The sequence below is a fragment of the Granulicella aggregans genome (assembly GCF_025685565.1).
Lineage (GTDB): Bacteria > Acidobacteriota > Terriglobia > Terriglobales > Acidobacteriaceae > Edaphobacter > Edaphobacter aggregans_B.
On record NZ_JAGSYE010000003.1, the window covers coordinates 493914 to 515776 of the forward strand.

Annotated in this window: 16 protein-coding genes; 9 read left to right on the plus strand and 7 right to left on the minus strand. The window is 60.8% G+C overall.

The annotated features are described in order from the left end of the window. The first annotated feature begins 67 nt into the window (after positions 1-67). The 3 genes from OHL18_RS17315 to OHL18_RS17325 are packed head-to-tail and all read left to right on the plus strand — an operon-like array spanning position 68 to position 6524. Positions 68-1057, plus strand: coding sequence for a DUF1175 domain-containing protein (locus tag OHL18_RS17315; RefSeq protein WP_263376126.1), 990 nt, complete (start codon positions 68-70; stop codon positions 1055-1057). Then, complete coding sequence (locus OHL18_RS17320) at positions 1054-5781, plus strand: alpha-2-macroglobulin family protein (RefSeq protein ID WP_263376127.1); 4728 nt, start codon at positions 1054-1056, stop codon at positions 5779-5781. Before OHL18_RS17315 ends, OHL18_RS17320 begins: the two co-directional genes overlap by 4 nt. Continuing rightward, entirely contained in the window at positions 5778-6524 is a 747-nt protein-coding gene (locus tag OHL18_RS17325) for a hypothetical protein (protein ID WP_263376128.1), read from the plus strand. The genes OHL18_RS17320 and OHL18_RS17325 overlap by 4 nt, the downstream gene beginning before the upstream one ends. On the opposite strand, the gene OHL18_RS17330 is transcribed toward OHL18_RS17325, so the two are convergent. The 4 genes from OHL18_RS17330 to OHL18_RS17345 are packed head-to-tail and all read right to left on the minus strand — an operon-like array spanning position 6521 to position 11485. Next, on the minus strand, positions 6521-8200 hold the full coding sequence (locus OHL18_RS17330; RefSeq protein ID WP_263376129.1) for a SpoIID/LytB domain-containing protein: 1680 nt from the start codon (positions 8198-8200) through the stop codon (positions 6521-6523). The genes OHL18_RS17325 and OHL18_RS17330 overlap by 4 nt on opposite strands. Further along, positions 8197-9042 (minus strand): penicillin-binding transpeptidase domain-containing protein, encoded by an 846-nt coding sequence (locus OHL18_RS17335; protein ID WP_263376130.1) that lies wholly within the window; start codon positions 9040-9042, stop codon positions 8197-8199. The genes OHL18_RS17330 and OHL18_RS17335 overlap by 4 nt, the downstream gene beginning before the upstream one ends. A gap of 32 nt (positions 9043-9074) precedes the next feature. Then, positions 9075-9914, minus strand: coding sequence for a sugar phosphate isomerase/epimerase family protein (locus OHL18_RS17340; RefSeq protein WP_263376131.1), 840 nt, complete (start codon positions 9912-9914; stop codon positions 9075-9077). A gap of 29 nt (positions 9915-9943) precedes the next feature. Continuing rightward, complete coding sequence (locus tag OHL18_RS17345) at positions 9944-11485, minus strand: glycoside hydrolase family 32 protein (protein WP_263376132.1); 1542 nt, start codon at positions 11483-11485, stop codon at positions 9944-9946. Between the two features lie 127 nt (positions 11486-11612). Between OHL18_RS17345 and purU the strand changes: the two genes are divergently transcribed. From purU to OHL18_RS17360, 3 genes are all read left to right on the plus strand, one after another. Beyond that, positions 11613-12467, plus strand: a complete 855-nt coding sequence (gene purU, locus OHL18_RS17350; RefSeq protein WP_263376133.1) for a formyltetrahydrofolate deformylase — start codon at positions 11613-11615, stop codon at positions 12465-12467. 67 nt (positions 12468-12534) lie between these two features. Continuing rightward, positions 12535-14214 (plus strand): cryptochrome/photolyase family protein, encoded by a 1680-nt coding sequence (locus OHL18_RS17355; protein ID WP_263376134.1) that lies wholly within the window; start codon positions 12535-12537, stop codon positions 14212-14214. 105 nt (positions 14215-14319) lie between these two features. Then, on the plus strand, positions 14320-14817 hold the full coding sequence (locus OHL18_RS17360; protein ID WP_263376135.1) for a M15 family metallopeptidase: 498 nt from the start codon (positions 14320-14322) through the stop codon (positions 14815-14817). A 98-nt stretch (positions 14818-14915) separates the two neighbouring features. Here the strand turns inward: OHL18_RS17360 and OHL18_RS17365 are convergent, their stop codons facing one another. Further along, on the minus strand, positions 14916-15422 hold the full coding sequence (locus OHL18_RS17365) for a cupin domain-containing protein (RefSeq protein ID WP_263376136.1): 507 nt from the start codon (positions 15420-15422) through the stop codon (positions 14916-14918). Between the two features lie 139 nt (positions 15423-15561). Here OHL18_RS17365 and OHL18_RS17370 point away from each other — a divergent pair, with 139 nt between their 5' ends. The 3 genes from OHL18_RS17370 to OHL18_RS17380 all read left to right on the plus strand — a co-directional run bounded on the left by OHL18_RS17370 (position 15562) and on the right by OHL18_RS17380 (position 18013). Continuing rightward, positions 15562-15954, plus strand: coding sequence for a hypothetical protein (locus OHL18_RS17370; protein WP_263376137.1), 393 nt, complete (start codon positions 15562-15564; stop codon positions 15952-15954). Between the two features lie 99 nt (positions 15955-16053). Then, a complete protein-coding gene (locus OHL18_RS17375) occupies positions 16054-17361 on the plus strand; it encodes an NCS2 family permease (protein ID WP_263376138.1) in 1308 nt (435 codons plus the stop codon). A gap of 13 nt (positions 17362-17374) precedes the next feature. Continuing rightward, positions 17375-18013, plus strand: a complete 639-nt coding sequence (locus OHL18_RS17380; RefSeq protein ID WP_263376139.1) for a CPBP family intramembrane glutamic endopeptidase — start codon at positions 17375-17377, stop codon at positions 18011-18013. A 4-nt stretch (positions 18014-18017) separates the two neighbouring features. Here OHL18_RS17380 and OHL18_RS17385 read toward each other — a convergent pair whose 3' ends face one another. Continuing rightward, positions 18018-19496: a multicopper oxidase family protein gene (locus tag OHL18_RS17385; protein WP_263376140.1), complete on the minus strand. Its 1479-nt coding sequence runs from the start codon at positions 19494-19496 to the stop codon at positions 18018-18020. A 76-nt stretch (positions 19497-19572) separates the two neighbouring features. Further along, the gene (locus OHL18_RS17390; protein WP_263376141.1) at positions 19573-21858 is read right to left on the minus strand and encodes a HoxN/HupN/NixA family nickel/cobalt transporter; all 2286 of its coding nucleotides are present in this window, start codon (positions 21856-21858) and stop codon (positions 19573-19575) included. Positions 21859-21863 lie beyond the last annotated feature (5 nt).

The window sequence follows — 21863 nt, forward strand, 5'->3', positions numbered from 1 at the left end:
TCTAATGCGATCTATGCTGCGGGAATCGACTCGGAGAGTATGGCTGGCTTTCGCAGCGATTTTGGTTGTGATCGCTGGCGTTGGTTTCTACTTTTCGAGGCACCACGACAAACTGGTGCTGAGCGAGCGTGATGTCACGCTGCCAGCCGATGGCGGCTGGCACCCGATCGCAACCTTCAGTGCGCCGCCGCTACGTGAGGTTCGACTCATAGGGCCGCAACAAGCTGATAGTCCAGCCACAGTCCCCGACCTCCAGACCCGCCTGGAGTCACGAGCCGGCCAGACCATCCTTGAGGCCGTCAGCCCCGTGCTGCCCGGCACGCGCAACCTCGTTGAGTTCTCCGCAAACAGCAAGACGACCCTTCACCTCCACTTCACCGAGGACGACAACGACTCCTTCGGCGACGGAACGCCCGATGCGCTTCGTCTGCACAGAGCTGCCGACCGAGTTGCCTTCCGCGAGTGGATCTCTGCGCTTGCCGATACGGCGGCAGCGCTTCCGGCCGACCGGCTGCCAGGCGAGATCGATGACTGCGCGGCGCTGCTGCGCTGGACCTATCGCGGATCGTTACACGCCCACGATGCGGCATGGCAGACCGCGCAGCCGTTCGATTCCCTGCCGCCCATCCCGTCCGTGCAGCAGTATGCGTATCCCTTCACGCCGCTGGGCGCGAACCTGTTCCGGGTAAGTCCGGGCAGGTACGCGGCTGACGACGCCCGAAACGGTGCCTTCGCCCAGTTTGCCGACGCGAAGACGCTGATGCAGCGCAACACCTTCTTTGTCTCGCGCGATCTTCGTACGGCAAAGATGGGCGACCTGCTCTTCTTTCGCCAGCTCGAACAAAACTCTCCTTTTCATTCCATGATCCTCACCGGTTCAGGGCATAATTGGGCGGTGTATCACACGGGCCCAATCGGTAAGGAGAGAGGCGAAGTGCGCCGAGTCATGCTTGACGATCTTCTCGCGCACCCAGACCGTCGCTGGCGGCCCTTGCCGGAAAACTCGAACTTCCTTGGAGTCTATCGCTGGAATATTCTGCGGGAGGATTCCCGATGAAGCTTCGACTCCTTCTGCTGCTATTGGTGGCTGGCCTTTGCTCAGCGCGGGGACAGTCGACCAATAAGGCGATCTCGTTCAACTTGAGCACCAGCCGCAGCTACGCTCCTGGCGAGCAGCCTAAGATCCACCTCTACACGCACAATGTCGATGCGCTGGAGTTCCGCGTCTATCGGGTCAACGATCCTGTCCGGTTCATCGAGAACCTACGCGAGCTGCACTCGTTCGGCGACACAGGCCCCTTCGGCCCCTCCGAGCAGATCGACGAACGCACGTGGATCGAGAAATTCCACGACTGGAAGATGGAGATATGGGAAAATATCCGCGAGTTCTTCCGCCACCAGTTCTCGCACGACGCACGATCTTCGCTGCGATCGAAGCAGACGAAGCTCTCCAGCCGTAGCCGCATCGTCAGCGCGGTGCAGTTCGCGCAGATACCGCTCCTGAACGATCGCCAGCTTGTGGCTCGCTGGCGGCAGCTTGTTCCGGCGACCTATATCTCCGACTCGAACGACCTTGCCGTCAAAGATCTCAGCTCTGGCCTCTATCTGATCGAGGCCACCGATGGCCAGTACAAGGCGTATACGCTGCTGATGATCAGCCGCAATGTGCTGGTGACGCGCACGGGGCCGGGTGGTGTGATGGCCTTCGTCGTCGACCGCGCGACCGGTGCTCCGGTTGAAGCCGTGCAGGTGGCTGCGGGCTTTGGGCAAAAGCAGGCAGACACCGCGACGACGGACAAAGACGGTGTAGCGGTGCTCTCCATCCCCGCCAGCAAGACGCAGCAGGACAACTTCTGGGTGGTTGGCAGCAAGGGGGCTGAGGTAGCGGTCGCAACGCCGGAGAGCTATTCGCTGAACTACTCCAGCAACGACAAGTTCGCCGCGTATATCTACACGGATCGACCGGTCTACCGGCCCACGCATACTGTCCACTGGAAGGCGATCCTGCGCGAGCACCAGGGGAACCTGCTCGTCCTTACCAAGCCGCAGAGTGTCCACGTGACCATCGTCGACGATCAGTCGAAGACGGTCTTCGAGCGGTCCATGCCGATCGATCCGGCAGGCTTCGTAGCGGGAGACTTCGATCTTCCTAAAGATGCGGCGCTTGGCTACTACAGCATCAGCGTGGGTGACGGCGACGACCGCGTGATGGGCGGCGACTTCCACGTCGAGGAGTATCGCAAGCCGGAGTACCGCGTGCAGGTCACACCCGCCAGCAAGCGTGTGCTTCAAGGCACGGACATGGCCGTCACCATCGACTCGCGCTACTTCTTCGGCGAGCCGGTCGCGAACGGCAAGGTGAAGTACCGCATCTATCGCGAGCGCCACTACTGGTGGGGCGAGGACGAAGACAACTCCGGGCCACCGCAGGATGACGCAGGCTCTGAGAGCTACAACTACGCAGGCGACGCTCAGGACGAGAAGACCGGCAAGCTGGACGCGGATGGTCGGCTCGTTATCCAGATTCCCACCCCGGTCAACGATAAGGACAAGACTCACGCCGACTACGACTACACGGTTGAGGCGGGAGTCACTGACGAAGCCAATCGCGAGGTCACCGGCCGTGGCAGATTCCTCGCGACCTACGGAACGTTTCGCGTCAATGTAGAGCCGGTCTCCTATGCCGTTCACGCAGGGGAGTCAGCAAAGTTCCGCATCACTGCCATCGACTACGACGACAAGCCGGTGCAAACGCAAGTCCACGTCGCGCTCGTCTATCGCCACTATGAGAATAGCAAGACCGAGACCACGCAGGGCGCAGCAGTCGACGTAACGACGGATGCGAGCGGCAAGGCGACCGGCGAGGTACTGGTGCAGTCGAAGCAGTACAGCTCCGCCGGACTCGAAGCGACTGCCAGCGCCGTGCAGCCTGGTACGCGCGATGTGAGCGATGAAAGCTACCTGTGGATCATGGGAGCGGGTGAGTCCGCCTACGGCGAAGACTCCACGCAGACATCGCAGATCGTCGCCGACAAGAAGAGCTACGCCCCCGGCGACACCGCTCATCTCAGTCTCGTCTCCGAGACCGCAGGCTTTCACGCACTGATCATCGTGCAGGGCGATACGGTCCTTCGCCGCGAGCTGGTTACCTCTGACGGACGCACGCTTGCCTTCGACATTCCCATTACTGCGGAGAGCCAGCCCAACATCACCGTCGACGCAATCTATGTGAAGGACGGCGTGCTTTACCAGGCCAGCAAGGTCATCAAAGTCCCGCCCGCACAGCAGCAGTTGCAGGTACAAATTGTGCCTACGCGCGATACATTTCAACCGCAACAGAAGGCCGACTACGACGTGACTACGCTGGACTTCGCGGGCAAGCCGGTAAGCGCTGACCTCAGCTTCGGAGTCGTCGATGAGGCGATCTACTCCATCCATCCGGACTCCAGCGGCGACATGCTCACTCGGCTCTATCCGCAGCGCTATGACTCGACGTGGGTGGACTCCTCGCTGAGCTATTACTTCAGCGGCGAGGCAGGAACGAAGTCTCCGATGCTGGCGTTGCGCAATGCGCGATATCGGCCGCAGCTTGCGCAGGTAAAGCCGGGCAACGAGGACAAGCCGCGCGTGCGCAAGGCCTTCCCGGACACTGCCTTCTGGACGCCTTCGGTGCGTACGGATTCCACTGGCCACGCGCGGGTCTCGCTTACCTTCCCCGACTCGTTGACTACATGGCGTGCGACCGTTCATGCAATTACTGCGGACTCGAAGGCCGGTTCGGCGATGAGTCGCGTGCTGGTGCGCAAGAACATCATCGTCCGCATGGGCACGCCGCGCTTTCTTGTGCAGGGTGATGAGATCGTCATTCCGGTCATCGTGCATAACTATCTCAACACGCCGCAGCAGGCGAAGCTCTCGCTCGCCGTCGATGGCCTCGACGTTCTTGCGGGATCAGATGAGACGGTCACCGTGCCAAGCCGTGGTGAGGCAACAGCGCAGTGGAAGCTGCACGCCGCGCACATCGGCACGGCGAAGCTCACGGCTTCAGCGATCACACCGATCGAGTCCGACGCACTCGAGATCACGCTTCCCGTCGAGCCTGCGGGCGTGGTGCAGACGGTCGCACACGGTGGTGTCATCTCGCAGTCCGCCGACCGCTCCCAGAGCAACATTGGCTTTCCGCAGACTACCGATGCGGCCTCGCACTCGTTACGGATCGAGGTAAACTCCTCCATCGCGGGATCGCTCGTCTCCGCGCTGGACTATCTCACCAGCTTCCCCTACGGCTGTACCGAGCAGACGATGTCGAGCTTCCTGCCTAACGTCATCGTTGCAGAGACTCTAGGCAAGCTGCCCGCAGCGAAACGCGTTGATGAGGCCGACCTTCGCGCAAAGATGGAAGCCGGCCTCGATCGCCTCGCCGACTACCAGCACGAGGATGGCGGTTGGGGATGGTGGAAGGAAGACACGAGCCAGGTCTTCATGACGGCTTACGTCGTGGGCGGCATCGGTCAAGGGGCGAAGTATCTTCCTCTGCATGGCAAGCAGTTGCAGATGCTGAACAGCGGGCAGAGATATCTTGCAACTACGCTGCACGACCACCCAAAGATGCGCCCCGATCTTCGCGCCGCGGTGCTTTATGCGCTTGCCGAGGCTGGCGATCCGCCTTACGATTCCGAAGCCGTCGCCACGCGTAAGGCCGCGACGGAGTTGGAGTGGGATCGCCGTAAGGATCTGCAGCCCGAGGGTCTGGCTATGACCGGCCTCGCCATGCTCGAGTGGAAGGACGATCGCGCCAGCCAGGTCGAGGCGCAGCTTGAATCCTCTGCGGTCAAGCAAGGCGACCTTGTCCATTGGACTGGTTCTTATGTTCCGCTGCTGGACGCCGACTATAGCAACGATGCCGAGGCCACTGCATACGCTGTTCGCCTCATCGCGAAGGTGCATCCCGACAGCCCGTTGCTCGCGCCCGCCGCGCAGTGGCTGATGCTCGAACGCAACGGCGATGGTTGGTGGCAGTCCACGGAGCAGACGGCCATGGTTCTCTTCGGCCTCGTCGACTACATCGCCACCTCGCACGAGCTTGACTCAGATTTTACGGTCGAAGCGCTGGTCAATGGCCACTCGGTGGGCCAACGACACTTCACGCCAACCGACGCTCTCAGCGGCGCGTCACTCACGATCGACCTCGATGCCACAAAGCTTCTGCCCGGCAACAACGATGTCCAGATCGTGCGACGTAGCGGCAGCGGACGCATCTACTGGCGCGCCAGCGGGCGCTACTACACCACCGACCGCACCCAGTTCCAGGCGGGCACGCTATCCTTAAACCTGACTCGTGACTACTACAAACTGCAGCCTAAGCAAAAGGACGGCCGATTGATCTACACGCTCGAACCGCTGACGGGCGAGGCACAGATCGGCGATGTGCTCGCCGTGCATGAGGCCATCAATGGGAGCCCGATGAAGTATCTTCTTCTCGAAGATCCCATTCCCGCAGGAGCCGAGTTCGTTCGAACCGAGGACAGCTACCCCATCGAGACGAGTCCCGGCGGATGGTACGACTGGTACACCCGCCGCGAGTTCCACGACGATCGCGCAGCCTTCTTCTCTTCGACCTTCAGCGGGCGTCAGGAGATCTTCTACCTGATCAAGGTAGTCAACCCCGGCAGCTTCCGCATCAATCCCGCGCGCGTCGCGCCGATGTATCAATCCGGCGTGCAAGCTACCAGCGATGCGCTTACACTGCACGTACCCTCACCTGACGGAGGTGTCCATTGACCGCCATTCTGCGCCGCGCGCGCGGCCTGCTTCGCCTTCGCCTGCTGCTGCAGCAGCTAGGTCTTGCTGCCGTGGTCTCCATCCTGTTTGTGCTGTGGCTGCATGTTCCGGACTCCAGCGTGCTTGAAGAGTTGTTCTCTGTGCTGATGGCGCTGATCATTGCGATGATCGCGCTCGGAGGCGAGTCTTTTCTGCTGCTGCAGACCTGCCCCATCTCCTATAGCGATGGCCGCAAACGCATTCAAGTCGGGGCGCTTACACTGCTTGCCGCGGCGCTGCTGTGGTTTGAATGGAGCTTGCTACTTGAGCACTTCAGTCGTATCGATGACTCGCTGCTCGCGGGCTTCCTCAACTCCCGCGCTTCCGCGCACTTTCGCAACTTCTTCAGCTACAGCCATCTCTACGACTGGCTGGAGGATGTGTGGCTGGTGCTGCGATGGTTCGCCACGGGGCTTCTGCTCGCTGCGTCGCTGGCGCTATTGCTGGCGCTTCGACGGGGTCGCGCGACGTTGCGTCTTGTCTTCTCGTTTACTTACTGGATCGTCTTTGCGCTCTCAGCAGTAATCGGCTCGCACCTAACGCACGCGCTGCTGCAGTGGACGCCCGGCCATGGTCTTCCGGTCGAGTCCATCAGCCTCGTCCTGCGACTGGGTGCGGTGATCCTTGTAGACCTCATCCTCATCTGTCTGCCCTTCACAACAGCGATCGCAGTGATCGAACGCAGCGAGGCATGCGCCGCTTAGTTCACGCTGGCAGGCACGCCGGAGACGAGCCAGCTTCGTATCGGAGCCATCCCGTAATGTGCGACCATCGCGCGCACTTTGGCGGCAGCGGCGCGATGTGCCTGCTCACTTGTTCCGTGAGTTGTGGGATGGCTCAGTTCGGCCTCCATCGCAGCATCGCTCATCGCGCTGCCTACGGGTTCACCGTCGAGCACTTCCACAAGACCTTCACGCAGCCACAGCGGTGCCTTCGTAGATGCCTCCGACTCTACCAGTACATGCAACATCTCGTGCCGAAGTGTCTTCTGATGCAGCATGGGTCTCGCGTTGATCACGATGCGCGATCCGCTGGTGCCTGCCAGCATCCATCCGGGCTGCGAGGTCATCTGGCGGAAGAGTTCGGCAGACGGTGCGAAGCTGATCTCCGGCGCGATGGAAGTACGCGGCGGAAATAGAGTCTTTGCCTCCTGCCATGAAGTTTCGATCTCTTCTCGCTGCTCCGCCGTGAGTCGCGCTTCGCTTCGAACCTTGATGCCGGCGGTATCTTCGTTGACCCAGCCGCTGTCATTCGGGCCCATGCCTACGACCGTTCCGGGAAAGTAGAAGGCAAGGATCTGACGCGCGTTCTTGTGCTCGATAGCCATCTCGGTCGCGCCGAACTGGCATAGGCCAACCCCATGGCCGAAGCCTCTGCCATCGAAGATCAGTGTACCGTTGCGGACCCCGATGTCGTACCAGTCGGAACGGACCTTGTTCCATCCCAACGAGCGGTCGATGGCGAGGCGAAGTGCGCTCGCGCTTACCTGTGCGCGGACGCCGTTGCTTCCGGCGAACTCCAGCATTTGCGCCCGATGCGACGCACTTCGTTTTGTAACCGTCACCGATGCAATCTCAGGAGGCAGCCGCCAACCCTGGGATTTCGCGACCGATTGTAGATCGATGGGCTTCACCTCGGTGTGCCATGTGGATACACTTCGACGCACGCAATAAGGATCCATGTGGGCGGTAAGGTAAGGCACCTCAGGAGTCGCAAACCGCGCCGCATGAGCGTCTTCTGTCATGCCGCCGCAGCTCTGGCTGAAGTAGACTTCGGCGCTCCGTCTTCCGAACCACAGCGTCTCGCCTGCGGTCTCCCACACGGCTTGCTCGATCGCGTCTGAGACAGATCCAAAGCGCGCGACCTGGCACTCCGTACTGTCGCAGAGATCGGCCTTCAGATGCCCGGCAGGAGCGGTGTAATGCGGGCTGTTGAGGGCATAACTTCGCGCTACCACTGCCATCGCGCGCAAAGACTCCGGTGGCTCTTTCGCGTCGGCCTCGGCGCTGAGGACGGCGGCTACGTAACGCTCGCTAGGCAGAGTCAGAACCACATCGACGCTTCCTGCAACCGCCTTCAGATGCCAGAGGCCAACGGCGCTCCGGTGCTCTCCTGATGCGGTATCGGTGATGCGGAGCGCACCACCGGCGAAAAGTTCGACGTAGCCAGGAAAGCTGATCGACGCGGATAGGTTGCGATGCGCGCAGGTAGCGCAATCCGCTATCCAGGCCGCGGAGTTGAGTGGGGTCAGAGTGACTGCGCGAACATCACGCGCCGAGAACAAGGCGACGGTGACATCGCGACCGCCGGAGTCGTCCGCGTGTGCTGTCGTGGTCGCGATCATGCCAAGCGCCATCGCGGCAGCGCGAAGAGCTCTCATCGGCGAGCTTCCGCGTCACGCATAGCGAGGAAGAACTGCCTCGCCAGCGATGCAGCCGTTCCTCCATCTCCGTGCGGCACGAAGATGACGATGACCATTCGTCCGGGCAGCGCACCTGCGAACCAGCCGTGGGTCCACGTCTCGCCAGGGTTCTTCGCGGTGCCGGTCTTGCCGAGGATAGTTTTCCCTTCTACGGCTGCCGGATGCGCCATACCGTAGTCGATGGACTCCTTCAAACCGCGCTCGACCGGGCCTCCGGCGGGAAGCCTGAGCATAAGCTCACGATAGGCCTGGGCCAGTTCAAGCGACGTGGCCGTGACATTTTCGAGGCCCAGGGTTGTCAGTTCGCGATCTTCCGCTAAAGCGTTCGTAACAGCATGGTGCTCGATCCGTGCTTCACGCAAGGCCTGCTCCAGCTGAAGCCCGGTAAAGCGCCGCCCGAGTTCGGCGAAGTAGCGATTGCACGATTCCGCCAAGGCACTCTCCGCATTGAATACATTCCTGTCTGCAGGATGCGTGCAGTCGACCGTTCGGCCAGCGATGCGAAGATGCCGGTCGCAGAGGACCTGCGCTCCGCTAGTAATGATGCCGTGCTCCAACGCATACTCCAGCAGCAGCGGCTTGATCGTAGAGCCTGGTGTCGACCGCACTTCACTGCCAACGCGCGCCGTCATTGCTCCTGTTTTGAGGTCGAGCACGACGCCAGCGGCCTGAGTTCCGCGCAGGGCTTGCAGCAGTGCATCACTGGGACTCGACGCGAAGGACGATGCGCTCAACGACAGCAAGAGCACAGCCAACGCTCGCATACAAAGCAGCGTCACTCGATTGGCAGAGGCTCTCATCCCGTTGAGCCTATCGCATCCGGTGCTGCTGTTTATTTCAACAGCCCCTTGAGATACGCGAGGCCCTTCACCGCGACATCTTCCGGGGTAACGCCAGTCTCGGCCCAGAGCCACCCCGGGCCGTCTGTCTCCTGCAAACAGTAGCCGAAGCCTTCCACCGTAAGGTAGCCCTGATAGCCGATCTTCTTCAGCGATTCGATGACGGCGGGAAAGCCTACGTGCCCCGTTCCCGGAACTCCGCGATCGTTCTCGCTGATGTGAATGTGCTTCAGCTGGGGGCCAAGCGATTCGATGGCCAGTGGCAAGCTCTTTTCCTCGATGTTCGCGTGGAACGTGTCGATCGTCACGCCGATGCGTGGATTGCCAATCGCATCGCAGAGTGCTCGTGCCTCGGCTGCGGTGCGGATGAAGAAGGTCTCCGCGCGGTTCACCGGCTCAAGCGAGAGGGTCATATCGTGCTCGTCAAGTGACTCGCCAACAGCCTGAAACGCCTCAATGGCCCAAAGCATCTCGTCGCCGGTTGGCCGGTGCGGGGGCAGATATCCGATAGGCGCGAAGAGCGGGCCGCCGAGCAGATGGGATCCGATCTCTGCCGCGGTTTCGACGCACTCGATCAGGTGCTCGATGGAGCGCCGCCTGACTGAAGCGTCGGGACTGATGGGGTTGATGCCCGCTGGAAGGATCGCGCAGACGGTACATTCCAGACCGCTCTCCTCATAAGCCTGGCGCAGGGATGAGGCTGGCAGATCGCCGGGAGCGAACATGGCAATCTCGAAGCCATCAAAGCCGGCCTCGCGGGCCCACGCCAACAAGGGCAGATGCCGCTCCTGGAACTTTGCCGTCCACGCAAACGCACTTACTCCAAACTTCATTCGTTCGTCCTTTGAACTTCAGTGCGAGGCTAGATGGTGAACTTCGGCGTAGTCAGGCGGTCTTTGGAGATGGGCGAGATCTTCCATCCGGTCAGCGTCACGCTCGTCGACCCCGTCGCGTGTACCTCTATATCTGGAGCCATTGAGCCAGGGTAATAAAAGCGCTTCGTGTAGCCGATCCGGTCGCTCACGATCAGTTCAATTACCGAGCCATCGACGTAGGCGTGCAGCGAAGGTAGATCGGTCGGCTCTAGACCGATCTCTTTGCCATCGACTAGAACCTTGTGAGTATCGGGTTCATAGGTCACCTGTAGTAGTTCACCTTGGTTTGAACTCATCTTGAGCTGCATCGTTGCATCTTGACCGCCTGTACATAGCACCTCGCCGGTCGCCTTTGGAAGCGTTCTGAGAATACCTGCGCGCGTCTCCTGATAGGGCAATTCCGTCCCCCGCAGTCTCGTTGCCTCCGGCAGCGACTTGATCCGCAGCGTCCCGTCCTTATCCAGACTCAGCACACGCGGCAGACTCATCATCCCGGACCATCCTGCCACCTTCATCTCCGCGTCGCTACGCTTCTCCTGGATCCATCCCCATAAGATTCGGCGGCCCTTCGCGTCGAGCTGCGTCTTGGGGGCGTAGAACGCGCCTAGATCGAGCTCTCCCGTCTTCTTCTTGGTGAAGGTCATCGTCGCTTCGTCCAGGTGGCCTGACTCCCAGATGACCTTGCCCAGCGTGGAGTAGATGAGCACATGGCCGCCATCGAGCGCGAAGAAGTCCGGGCACTCCCACATCTCGCCGTCGTCGCATGGGTTGGCGGTCTTCTTGCCGTTCCACTCGCCACTGGTGAGTTTGTGCAGGTACTCCCAGGACTTCGGATCATCGAGCTTCTTGGTGCGATAGAGCAGCACGCAGCCGCCTACCTCGGCCTCGCCGGAGCCGACGGTCATGTAGTACCAGTCGCCCTGTTTCCAGGCCGAAGGATCGCGGAAGCCGGTGATCTTCATTCCCGGCGGCGGCAGCGGAATGATCGGCTCGGGCAGCTTCGTCCACTTCACCAGAGCCGGATCGTCCGACCAGGCGATGCACTGCGACTCCTGGATCTTGTTCTCGCCATCGCGGATGGTTGCGAGGTCTGGCGTGGTCAGCTTCGTGCCGGTGTAAACCTGATAGACACGTTTGCCCACCTTGATCGCCGAACCAGAGAAGCAGCCGAACGAATCCGGACTGTCCGGCGTCGGCGTCATCGCTAGGGGCAGATGCGTCCAGTGCAGCATGTCCGGGCTCTCGGAGTGATACCAGCTCATGTCGCCCCAGACCGCGGCCAGCGGATTGAACTGGCAGAACATGTGGTACTTGCCGTTGAAGTAGACCGGCCCATTAGGGTCATTCATCCAGTTCTTTGCTGGCAGCAGGTGGAACTGCGGGCGGCGCGGGTCAGAAGCCAGATTGGCTACCGCATCTTCCGCCATCGCCCAGCGCGGAACCAGACCCGCGGCAGCAACGGTGGCCGCCGATGCGAGCAGCCTGCGACGGCTGAGTGACCTGCCTTGAACCGGATCAGAATGCTTCATCGACTCGCTCCCCTTGCCGCCGGTTAAGGCCAGCAAGCCAAAGGGTCTTTCACGCATAGGCCACCTGTCAAGCAGACCGCTAGACAGGTCACGCAATACTCGTCCTGTAAACTTCTCGAGACTGACTATGCCGACCACAGCCGTCCTGCTCATCGATTGCCCCGACCGCAAAGGCCTTGTCGCCGCCATCGCGAACTTCCTCGTCGATAACTACGACGCCAACGTCCTGAACGCCGATCAGCATCAGGATGCCGCCCTTGGCCTTTTCTTCATGCGCGTCGAGTTCGAGACCGACCGTCCCTGCGACGACTCGCAGTTTCGCGAGATCTTTGCGCCGCTGGCCGCGCAGATGAACCTTGATTGGAAGATCACTTTTCCGGCACGGCCGCAGAAGGTCGCGATCTTCGTCTCGCACTACCTACACTGCCTTGCCGACCTGCTGCACCGGCACCAGACCGGCGAGCTTCCCTGCGAGCTTGCGCTGATCGTCAGCAACCACGAAAGCGCGCGTCCGCTGGCTGAGTTTTATGGAGTTCCCTTCCACTTCACGCCCGTCACTGCGGCGACCAAGGAGGCTGTAGAACAACAACACCTCGACCTGCTCGCTGCCAACAACATCGACCTGATCGTCCTCGCCCGTTACATGCAGATTCTGTTGCCTCGCTTTGTGCAAGCGCATCCGCTCCGGATCATCAATGTCCACCACTCGTTTCTTCCCGCCTTTACCGGGGCGAAGCCGTATCACGCGGCGTTCGCACGCGGCGTCAAGCTGATCGGCGCGACCAGCCACTACGTCACCGAAGAGCTGGACGAGGGACCGATCATCGAGCAGGACGTAACCCGCGTCGCCCAGAGTGACCAGTTGCCCGACCTGATTCAGAAGGGCCGCGACCTTGAGCGCCTGGTACTCTCGCGCGCCGTCCGCTGGCATCTGGCCCACCGCATTCTTTCTTACGCGAACAAGACGGTGATCTTCTCGTAGAGCAACTTTCGTCCGCAAATGTTCACCCCACCATAAGCGGGATTGCGTCGCTCGATAGCCTAAGAACATGGCCCCCTTCGCCGAGCAGGTTCAACTCGCCTACCCCACTCCAGAGGAGTTGCAAGGCCGACGCTGGATCTTCGTCCCCTACGATCGCTTCACCGACCGCACCGGGCCGATTGCCGAACAGCCCGCTTCGGAGACCGGCATCGTCATCGTCGAATCCACCGCCAAGGCCCATCGCCGCCCGTATCACAAGAAGAAGCTCGTCCTCCTGATCTCCAATATGCGCCACTTTGCGCTGGAGCAGGCCGCTCGCGGCTGCAAGGTCATCTATCACTTTTCGGAGCACAGCCACGCGCAGGCGCTGTTACAGTTGCAGCGCGAGCTTCCACTGCCAAAGATCACCATGATGGAGCCTGCGGAGCGTGAGCTTCGCATCGACATCGACGCTGCGATTCAAGCAGGACTCAAGATGAAGATGGTGCCCGACACAACCTGGCTTTCCACCACCGAGGACTTTCTGAACGTCTTCGGAGCTTACAAGGCAGGCCGGGCCTACGTCATGGACCGCTTCTATCGAGCCCAGCGCCAGCAGACCGGCATCCTCATGGACAAGGGTAAGCCGATAGGTGGCAAGTTCTCCTTCGACGCAGAAAACCGCAAGCCCTACAAGGGCCAGCCGCGCATCCCCACGCCGCCTGCATTTGCTCCCGATCTGGTTACAAAAGAGGTCATCGCGCTGGTGCGGGAGACCTATCCACATCACTTCGGCTCGATCGAGAACTTCGACTCTCCCACCACGCAGCAGGACGCAGACGCCGCGTGGGCGTTCGCGCTCGAACATCTGTTGCCGCACTTCGACCCCTACGAAGACGCCATGCGCGACGATGAACTCCAGCTCTTCCACAGCCGCCTTTCGGGACTGATCAACCTGGGTCGCATCTTGCCAGCGCAGATGATCGCCGATGTGGAACGCGCCTGCACGGAAGGCCGTATCCCGCTTGCAAGCGCTGAGGGGTTTATCCGCCAGATACTCGGATGGCGCGAGTTCATGCGGCATCTCCACCAGCAGACGGATGGATATCGTCTGCTGGCCGATACTGTTGCACAAGAAGAAGGATCGATGCCGCAGCAAGATCCCTATGCCGGTGCGACACCTTCCGCGTTGTCAGCTTCTCTGCCGCTTCCTGCGGCTTACTGGGGAGTTAAATCAGGCTTGCACTGCCTCGACACCGTCGTCGCGCAGGTCATCGAGGAAGGCTGGTCGCACCACATCACCCGCCTCATGGTGCTCTCGAACCTGGCTACGCTCTGCGGATTTTCACCTCGGCAGCTTACGAACTGGTTCTGGTTCGCCTACGTCGACGCCTACGACTGGGTGGTGGAGACCAATGTTCTCGGCATGTCTACTTATGCGGATGGCGGCCTCACCGCCACCAAGCCCTACGTCTCCGGAGCCGCTTACATCAACAAGATGTCGAACTTCTGCGACCACTGCCAGTACGATCCGAAACGCTCCACCGGCGAAGGATCGTGCCCGTTTACTGCCCTTTACTGGACCTTCCTGGAGCGTAATGAGGCCGTGCTCGGAAACAACTTCCGCCTGCAAATGCCCTACACGACACTGCGCAGGAAATCCCCAATAGAGTTAGTGCAGCTACGCGCCCGGGCCGACGACGCAATCACGCACCTCCAGCGCTTGCCGCACCTGAAGTACGAGCCATTGACTCCGCAAAGTAACTAAAAATAAGAGACACGATAGCCCAATTTGGAACACAATGTTGCGCTGAAGAGATTCTCTTTCGCGAATTCTCGGGCCCCGTTTGAAATCTACAAACCAGGAGAGTCCATGGACACCCGCAGTGAAGCCGCCCTCAGCAATGTCTGCCCCGAGTTCGCCTCCAAGGTTCGCGCTGCATCCGATGCGCTGAACGCAGAAGGAACCTTCATCCTCGTAGTCTGTGGCCTGCGCACGGCGGAAGAGCAGAACGCGCTCTACGCGCAGGGCCGCACAACAACCGGCAAGATCGTGACCAATGCAAGGGCCGGCCAGTCCATGCATAACTACGGCCTCGCCGCGGACATCGTCCCGTACATGACGGGAAATGGCGGACAACTTAACTGGAACGCCTCGACACCGCAGTTCCAGCACATGGTCGCCGCGATGAAGGCACAGGGCCTGGAGTGGGGCGGCGACTGGAAGGGGTCGTTGGGCGACTTCGACCACTTTCAACTCACCGAGCTTCCCGCGTCGCCAACAATCGCCATGCGCACGGACTACGGCACCGGACCCACAGACCTCAGCGCGATCTGGGACAAGGCTACCTCGGGCGCATACGCCGTTTAGCTGTTGGGCCCGGGCGAAGCTTCGCCCAAACCGCACGAATGTCCACTCATGCAATCTCATCGCATGAATGGGGCATTCGTGCGAAATCACGGACCGCGCTACGTCTTTGTCAGCGCCGCAATCAGTTCAGTCCACTCCGGCCATTTGTCTGTCAGCTCGGCTCGCTTCCCTTCGGAGTAATCGACGAACTCAAACCCAGGGCTGACCGTGCATCCCAGCAGCGCCCACTTTCCACCAGGCACCAGTCGCGACCCCTGCCATACGCCGCGCTCCACTACGACCTGCGGCCGATTGCCCGCAGCGAAGTCATTGCCGATCACAACTCTTCTGCCCGTGCCGTCGTCGAAGAGTTGCAGCATCTCTACCGCGTCGCCCGCGTAGAAGTGGAAGATCTCATCGGACTGCAACAAATGCATCTCGCTGAACGTCTCCGGCTCAAGAAAATAGTAGATGGCTGTGCTCGTCCGGCGCGGACCATCGTATCGGCCATCGGCGAAGGTTTCCGCTGGCACCAGCTCCGCCGACTCGTAGGTTCGGACGTACCATCCGCCCTCCTGGGGATGTGGTTTGAGCCCCAGCAGCTCTTTCAACTGATCAACCTGCACAACAACCTCCACATTGACGCTGGCATCATCAACAGTTTGCGCCCGAAGCGATAAGATGACGCTGACAGTAGATCAACCCAGAATTGGCCGAGCCGCTTCACTCCATCGTCGAGCTTATTTTGCCTGCAGAAAGCGAACCATGATTCCGGTAAACAGCCTATCCCCTTATACGAGTCTCTTCAGCTTTCTGGTAGGTCTCCCCACACTCATTGGAACGTACTACCAGTCATGGAAGGCCCGCGAAGAGGCGAAGCAGGCGCGCGCGGGGCTGAGCTATAGCGAGAACTGCCTGGAGTTCAACCTTGAAGACGGCACTACCATCAATCTGGTGCCGCTCGAAACGCTGCACACACTGCCCGAACCGGGAGATATTGTGCTGCTCCCTGGTGACTCATCGCCGATCCAGCATGCCGCCTACCGCGTCAGCCGTATCGAGCACATCTATGTGCGTGTAGAGACCCGCTTCGCGCAACATGGGCAGGCGCGACTAGCCAAGACGGTCGCACATGTGGACCGGGTCAACGGAGCGTAGCGTACGGCGACTGAGACGCCATTCGCCGCTCTCCCGCGAAATGCTCTATCCTTTAGAGAATCAATTCAAATCCAGTCCCACGCGAGAGACCTGCCCTTAATGCGCCACTCCCTCGAACGCTACTTCGGCTTTGAACGGCTGAACACTAACTGGCGCACCGAGTCCCTTGCCGGCCTGACCACCTTCATCACGATGGCGTACATCATCTTCGTGAACCCCAGCATCCTCTCGCAGACCGGGATGCCGCTTGCCGCCGTCACCGCCGCAACCTGTCTCTGCGCGGCCTTCGGCAGCATCCTGATGGGCTCGATCGCAAACTATCCGTTGGCGCTGGCGCCGGGCATGGGGCTGAACGCCTACTTCACGTACACCGTCGTGAAGAAGATGGGCATCAGTTGGGAGGCCGCGCTTGGCGCTGTTTTACTTTCCGGGCTGATCTTTCTGGCGCTCACGTTTACCGGCGTTCGCCAGAAACTGCTAGAGTCGATTCCTCACCAGCTCCACGCGGCCGTAGCTGGAGGGATCGGGCTCTTCATCGCCTTTGTCGGTCTGCGCAATGCAAACATCATCGTGCCCAGCCCCGCAACGACGGTCACGTTGGGCAACATGAGTTCGCCCGAGACCGCGCTCGCTCTCTTCGGCATCATGCTGATCGCGGTGCTGCAGGTGCTGCGCGTGAAGGCCTCGATGCTGATCGGCATCCTGGGAACGCTACTGCTCGGCATCGCGCTCCACCGTGTTCATTGGCAGCCGACACCGTACAGCATCTCCGCCATCAAAGCCACGGCGTTCCACCTCGATGTGCGTGGAGCCCTGCAGCATGGAGCGCTCGAGATCATCTTCGTCTTCCTCTTCGTCGATCTCTTCGACAACATCGGCACGCTCGTTGCGGTGGCAGAGCGCGCCGGCCTGATGTCGAAGGACCACACTATTCCGCGTCTCGAGCGCATCTTCTTCGCGGACGCCAGCGCTACGGTCTTCGGCGCGCTCTCCGGCACCAGTACCGTGACCAGCTATATCGAGTCAGCTGCTGGAGTCGCGGAGGGTGGACGAACCGGCGTCACGGCCATCGTCACCGGCCTGCTCTTCTTAGTCGCGATGTTTGTGGCCCCGCTGGTCGGCGCGATTCCGACCTTCGCGACGTCGCCTGCGCTGATCATCGTCGGAGGCCTGATGCTCGCAGGCGTCGGCACCATCGAGTGGCACGAGCCTACCATTGCGATTCCGGCGTTCCTGACACTTGTGACCATTCCGCTTACATATTCCATTGCGGACGGACTGAGCTTCGGCCTTACCAGTTACGCCGCGCTGCAGATTCTGACCGGCCGCGCCCGCAAGAAGGACTGGATGCTCTACATCCTCGCAACGCTCTTCGCGCTGCGGTTTGTTTATGTGGCCAAGCACTGAGTACGGAGATCCTATGCTGCCCGCCGCGCTCATCGCCGAGTTCCTCCTTCTCTTCGTCGCCTTCCCACTTGCCTACCGGTTCTCTCCGTGGCCGCTGCCTGCGCTTCCCGTCCTGTGGGTAATCACGCTCTACTGCTACTGGCAGCTTCGGAGTGACCCCACCTTCGACCGCTCTCGCCTGTGGAACCCACACCCAGTCGCCGGGCAGCTTGCCTCTATCCTCGTCATCTTCGCAATCGGAGCGATGCTGATCTTCATCGGCGTAAGGCTCTTCGCGCCCGAGCTTCTCTTCAGCTTCGTCCGCATGCACCCGCGCCTGTGGGCGGCGGTGATGGTGCTCTATCCGATCCTGTCGGTCTATCCGCAGGGCATCATCTACCGCAGCTTCCTGATGCACCGCTACGCCTCGCTCTTCTCATCGGAGTGGGCGATCATCCTTGCCAGCGCCGCGGCGTTCAGCTTCATGCACATTGTCTTTCGCAATCCGCTTGCGGTGACGCTCACGTTTATCGGCGGCCTGATCTTTGCCTGGCGATACAGCGTGACCGGCAGCCTGCTGACCTCGTCGATCGAGCACGCGCTCTATGGCTGCTGGCTGTTTACTGTTGGGCTAGGGCAGTTCTTCTACCACGGACGAGTACGTCTGCAGTAAGTCTCTACGCGTAGTCGAACAACGCCATGAAGCCGTAGTCCATGTGCAGTTGCTGGTGACAGTGGAACAAGGTCGGCCCAGGATTGCTGGCAACAAAGTCCACCTCGACCTCCTGATAGCCACCCACCATCACAACGTCCTTCATCACGCCGCTGGTCGACTGCCCAGCGATCTTCGTCAGCTCAAAGCTGTGGCGGTGCAGATGGATGGGATGGATGTCGTCGCTCGCATTGCGCATCTTCAGCCGGTATCGCTTGCCCTGCGTCAGAAGAAACATTGGCTTCGCCATCATCTGGTCATCGGGGTAGGCGATACCGTTGATCGTCCAACGATTGAAGCCCGCGATCGCGGCGTTGTCCTTCGCGAAGGTCATCTCGAAGACGTCGTCGGGCGGGACGCCAGGAGCTGCCGCATGTCCGAACGCAGCGTAGTTCCACTTGAACGGCCTGGGCGCGACCCATTGCGGCTTGCCCGCCGCACCTGCATATTCCAAGACGATGCCCATGCCATGATGACGGTCGTCATCCCCGGTATCGCCCATGATCCACACGCCCGGATGATTCATCTCAACGATGGCCGAGATGCGCTCGGCGGTGCCAATCCAGAGGTACGGCACTCGTACAGGCTTCGGCAGGGGGTTGCCATCCATAGCCACGATAGTGAACGTGTGGCGAGGAAGCGCAAGGCTGCGAATCTCTCCGGCGCTGCCGTTCAGAACATGGAACAGAATGCGCTCGCCGCGTTTGACGAGGATCGGCTCGCCATGGCCGAGCATCTTGCCGTTGATTGTGAAGGCTCCATAGCCGACCTCGAATCCCTTCGGCATCCCCTTGGCGAGCGACGCCTTCATTGCGGATTCGCCTGTGTCTTTCAGCGTCTTCACTGTGGCCGCGGGCGAGAGGAAGTCCATGTCCATGTCGCCGCCGCGGCTGAAAGTCGGTTCGAACTCCTTCAACGTCAGGAAGACCTCGCGATCGTAACGACCGGGGTTCTCTTTCGTCTCGATACACACGGGCCCGACGAGACCGCTGTACTGTCCGCGGCCCAGATCGCTGCCCGCGCGCACGTGCGTGTGATAGAAGCGGAAGCCTGATGGACCGGGCACAAAGGAGATTCGCTGGCTACTGTGTGGGGCGACGTACGGAGTTCCCTCCTCCGCCGCTCCGTCCACCTCCGGCGGCAGCGTCTGCCCGTGCCAGTGCAGTTGCTCAGGGACGTCGGTGTCGTTGCGTACATCGACGGTGACACGCTGTCCTTCCTTGAATCGCAGCAGCGGCCCAGGGAACTGCCCGTTGTACGTCGTGACGGAGACAGTGTGCTTGGGCGAAAGCTCGATGGGCGTGTTTGCTATGGTCAACGAGTAGTCGGCAGGCTCAGACTGCCCAAGAGCGGTGGTCGCAAAGCCACGCGCAAACAGCGTTGCCGCCGCAGCGCCTGATGAGGTGGCAAGAAAGCTGCGGCGGGAAGATCTCGGGGGAACCATCAGCGAACCTCTGGCTAAAAGGTATCGCATCTGTCTGAAGAGCGCACGAACGCGAGGTGCTTCGGCCTACGTGCGTTTACTCGGGTGTCCAGTGGACGTGGCTGGTGAACAGGCCATCCACGAAGCCAAGGTGGTAGACAAGGAAGAGACCGAAGCAGACGCTGACCAAGCCAGAGGCGGTCGTAAGGAAGCGCGTCGAACGCTGGCCTGTAAGCGCTATCGGAATCGCCATGACCGTGGTCATCAGCATCATGCCCGCGACTGTTCCGAGACCGAAGATGACGAGGTACGCAATGGCCCACGCGGGGCTGTGAATCATCGACAGCACTAACAGAGCGACGGCTGCAGAGCCCGCAAGCCCGTGCACAAGGCCGATGGCCAGTGGGCGCAGCAACTGGTAGTAGCCGAAACGTGCGAGCATCCTGCCGAAGAATCCTGAGGGCTGCGCTCGATTGTCCATCAGACCATCGGGCTTCGACTGTGGAGTGAAACGGTCGGTCAGCTTTCGCAGCACTCCCGTCAGGTTAAGCACGCCAAGCAGGATCAGCATTGCGGCCACCGCCATCTCCATGGAGAGCCCGATGCGCGGAGGGATGGTGAGGTTGAAGAGGATGATTGCCGCGCCAACGATAAAGATGGTGATCGTGTGTCCGAAGCCCCACATCATGCCGATGACCGCGCCCTGCTTCACCGAGCGCTCGCGGCTGACGATGGTTGAGACGGCGACGACATGGTCGGGGTCGGTCGAGTGCCGCATGCCGAGCACAAGGCCCAGAACGACAATGGCGAGGAACGATCCTGCGTGGCCATCCGTGAGCGAGCCCCAGTGTAACGAAATCCCGGTTACGGGGAGAGCAGTGGCCGCAATCGCCAGGCCCGCAATCAGCATCGCCGTTGCCGAGGCCATCGGTATATAGCGCTGAATCCATGGCGAATCGGACCGCCAACGCGAGAGCAGCGTTCGTGCGCGCACCATGGCAACGCCAATCGCGATGAGCACCGTCGCAAGGCCGAGGCTGAAGCACACGATCAGAAAGAGTCCCAGGCCAATGCGATGCAGCGAGACGGCGCTGAGCAGAACCACAAGCGCAGCCGGACATGGGATGATGCCGCCCGTGATGCCCAGCAGCAGCAGCTGTTTCAGGGAGACGCTCTTGTCGCTCGTAGCTGGTGCGTCGATGCGCTTCTTCGAGTACCAGTGCGAGTGCATCACGCCGTTCGCATCTTCATTCGGCTCTTCCACGCCAGTCCATGCGCGCAGGAGCATGTACGCCGCCATGACCGCGATGACCAGGCCGGAGAAGATGCTGAGCCAGGGATAGACCTGTTCTGGGATGACGTACTTCGATGCATAGAGCACGACGGCACCGAGGAGATATACGCCTGCCGTGTGGGCAGCCGTGACCAGCATTCCGAGGCCGACGGCGTGCCGCGTCTTGCCGCGTGAACCGACGAGATACGCGGCGACGATGGTCTTTCCGTGGCCGGGTTCGAGGGCGTGCATCGCTCCCAGACCAGCGGCGAGAAACGCGGCGGTAAGCAGGAAGCCCAGACCCAGCCCTGGTGTGGCCATGAGCTCAGTGAACTTGTTGCGTGGAGTGGCCTGCCGGTTTGCCTGCAGCTTCAGGTCTGGCTCGGGTGCGGCTTGGGTCGTTGCGACTACGGAGGTCTGCACCGGAGTTGCCTTTTCGATCGCGTCGATCTTCGTCGGCTTTGCCGGGGCCGGAGCCGCAGATGGAGCTACGGGCTTGGTGTCGGCAATAAGAGGCGCTGCGACCGAGTAGTTGAACTCCGCTTCAAGGTCCTGCGGTGGGCTGTTGAGGAGATTTGTGGGATAGTCGGTCAACTGCGCGCTGCGGTCGACAGCGAACGGCTTTGGCCCGTCAATCGTCACATCGCTGCTGGCGTTCACGACGATCTCTTTCCAGCCAGCGTGGCCCTCGTAGTTGCCATCTGAATAATGCAACCGGATCTGGCCGCTCTTCGCCGCATCGGGAACCCGTCCGCGATAGACTACTCCGATCTTCATCGTGGGCAGGCCGCCCGCTCCCGGTGGAAAGATCACGCTGGGCTTGCCGGCGGTCAGCTTGATCGCTTCCCCGTTTACTTCAAGGCGAAGCCCTTTCTCCCAAGCCACTAACTGCTGCGCGAGATAAGGCCGCAGAGTCGCATCGCCCACCCGCGCGACGATGCCCGCATTCTGGATCTCCTGGTAGGTCGGAATCTCGGCGATATCGATGATGTAGCGGACTTCAATCGCATCTCGATCAATATGAATGCCGGAGTAGTGATTGATGCTGAAGTTGCCCATCGGATGGGCGAGGCACGAGACCGCACAGACCATCATCAACACAGGCGGCATGGCCC

What these genes read in the sequence shown, in the direction of transcription:
- OHL18_RS17380 (WP_263376139.1), top strand. Translation starts at nt 17,375, where the DNA reads ATGCTGCCCGCCGCGCTCATCGCCGAGTTCCTCCTTCTCTTCGTCGCC.
- OHL18_RS17345 (WP_263376132.1), bottom strand. Translation starts at nt 11,485, where the DNA reads ATGAAGCATTCTGATCCGGTTCAAGGCAGGTCACTCAGCCGTCGCAGG.
- OHL18_RS17320 (WP_263376127.1), top strand. Translation starts at nt 1,054, where the DNA reads ATGAAGCTTCGACTCCTTCTGCTGCTATTGGTGGCTGGCCTTTGCTCA.
- OHL18_RS17335 (WP_263376130.1), bottom strand. Translation starts at nt 9,042, where the DNA reads ATGAGAGCCTCTGCCAATCGAGTGACGCTGCTTTGTATGCGAGCGTTG.
- purU (WP_263376133.1), top strand. Translation starts at nt 11,613, where the DNA reads ATGCCGACCACAGCCGTCCTGCTCATCGATTGCCCCGACCGCAAAGGC.
- OHL18_RS17330 (WP_263376129.1), bottom strand. Translation starts at nt 8,200, where the DNA reads ATGAGAGCTCTTCGCGCTGCCGCGATGGCGCTTGGCATGATCGCGACC.
- OHL18_RS17355 (WP_263376134.1), top strand. Translation starts at nt 12,535, where the DNA reads ATGGCCCCCTTCGCCGAGCAGGTTCAACTCGCCTACCCCACTCCAGAG.
- OHL18_RS17390 (WP_263376141.1), bottom strand. Translation starts at nt 21,858, where the DNA reads ATGCCGCCTGTGTTGATGATGGTCTGTGCGGTCTCGTGCCTCGCCCAT.
- OHL18_RS17360 (WP_263376135.1), top strand. Translation starts at nt 14,320, where the DNA reads ATGGACACCCGCAGTGAAGCCGCCCTCAGCAATGTCTGCCCCGAGTTC.
- OHL18_RS17385 (WP_263376140.1), bottom strand. Translation starts at nt 19,496, where the DNA reads ATGGTTCCCCCGAGATCTTCCCGCCGCAGCTTTCTTGCCACCTCATCA.
- OHL18_RS17375 (WP_263376138.1), top strand. Translation starts at nt 16,054, where the DNA reads ATGCGCCACTCCCTCGAACGCTACTTCGGCTTTGAACGGCTGAACACT.
- OHL18_RS17340 (WP_263376131.1), bottom strand. Translation starts at nt 9,914, where the DNA reads ATGAAGTTTGGAGTAAGTGCGTTTGCGTGGACGGCAAAGTTCCAGGAG.
- OHL18_RS17370 (WP_263376137.1), top strand. Translation starts at nt 15,562, where the DNA reads ATGATTCCGGTAAACAGCCTATCCCCTTATACGAGTCTCTTCAGCTTT.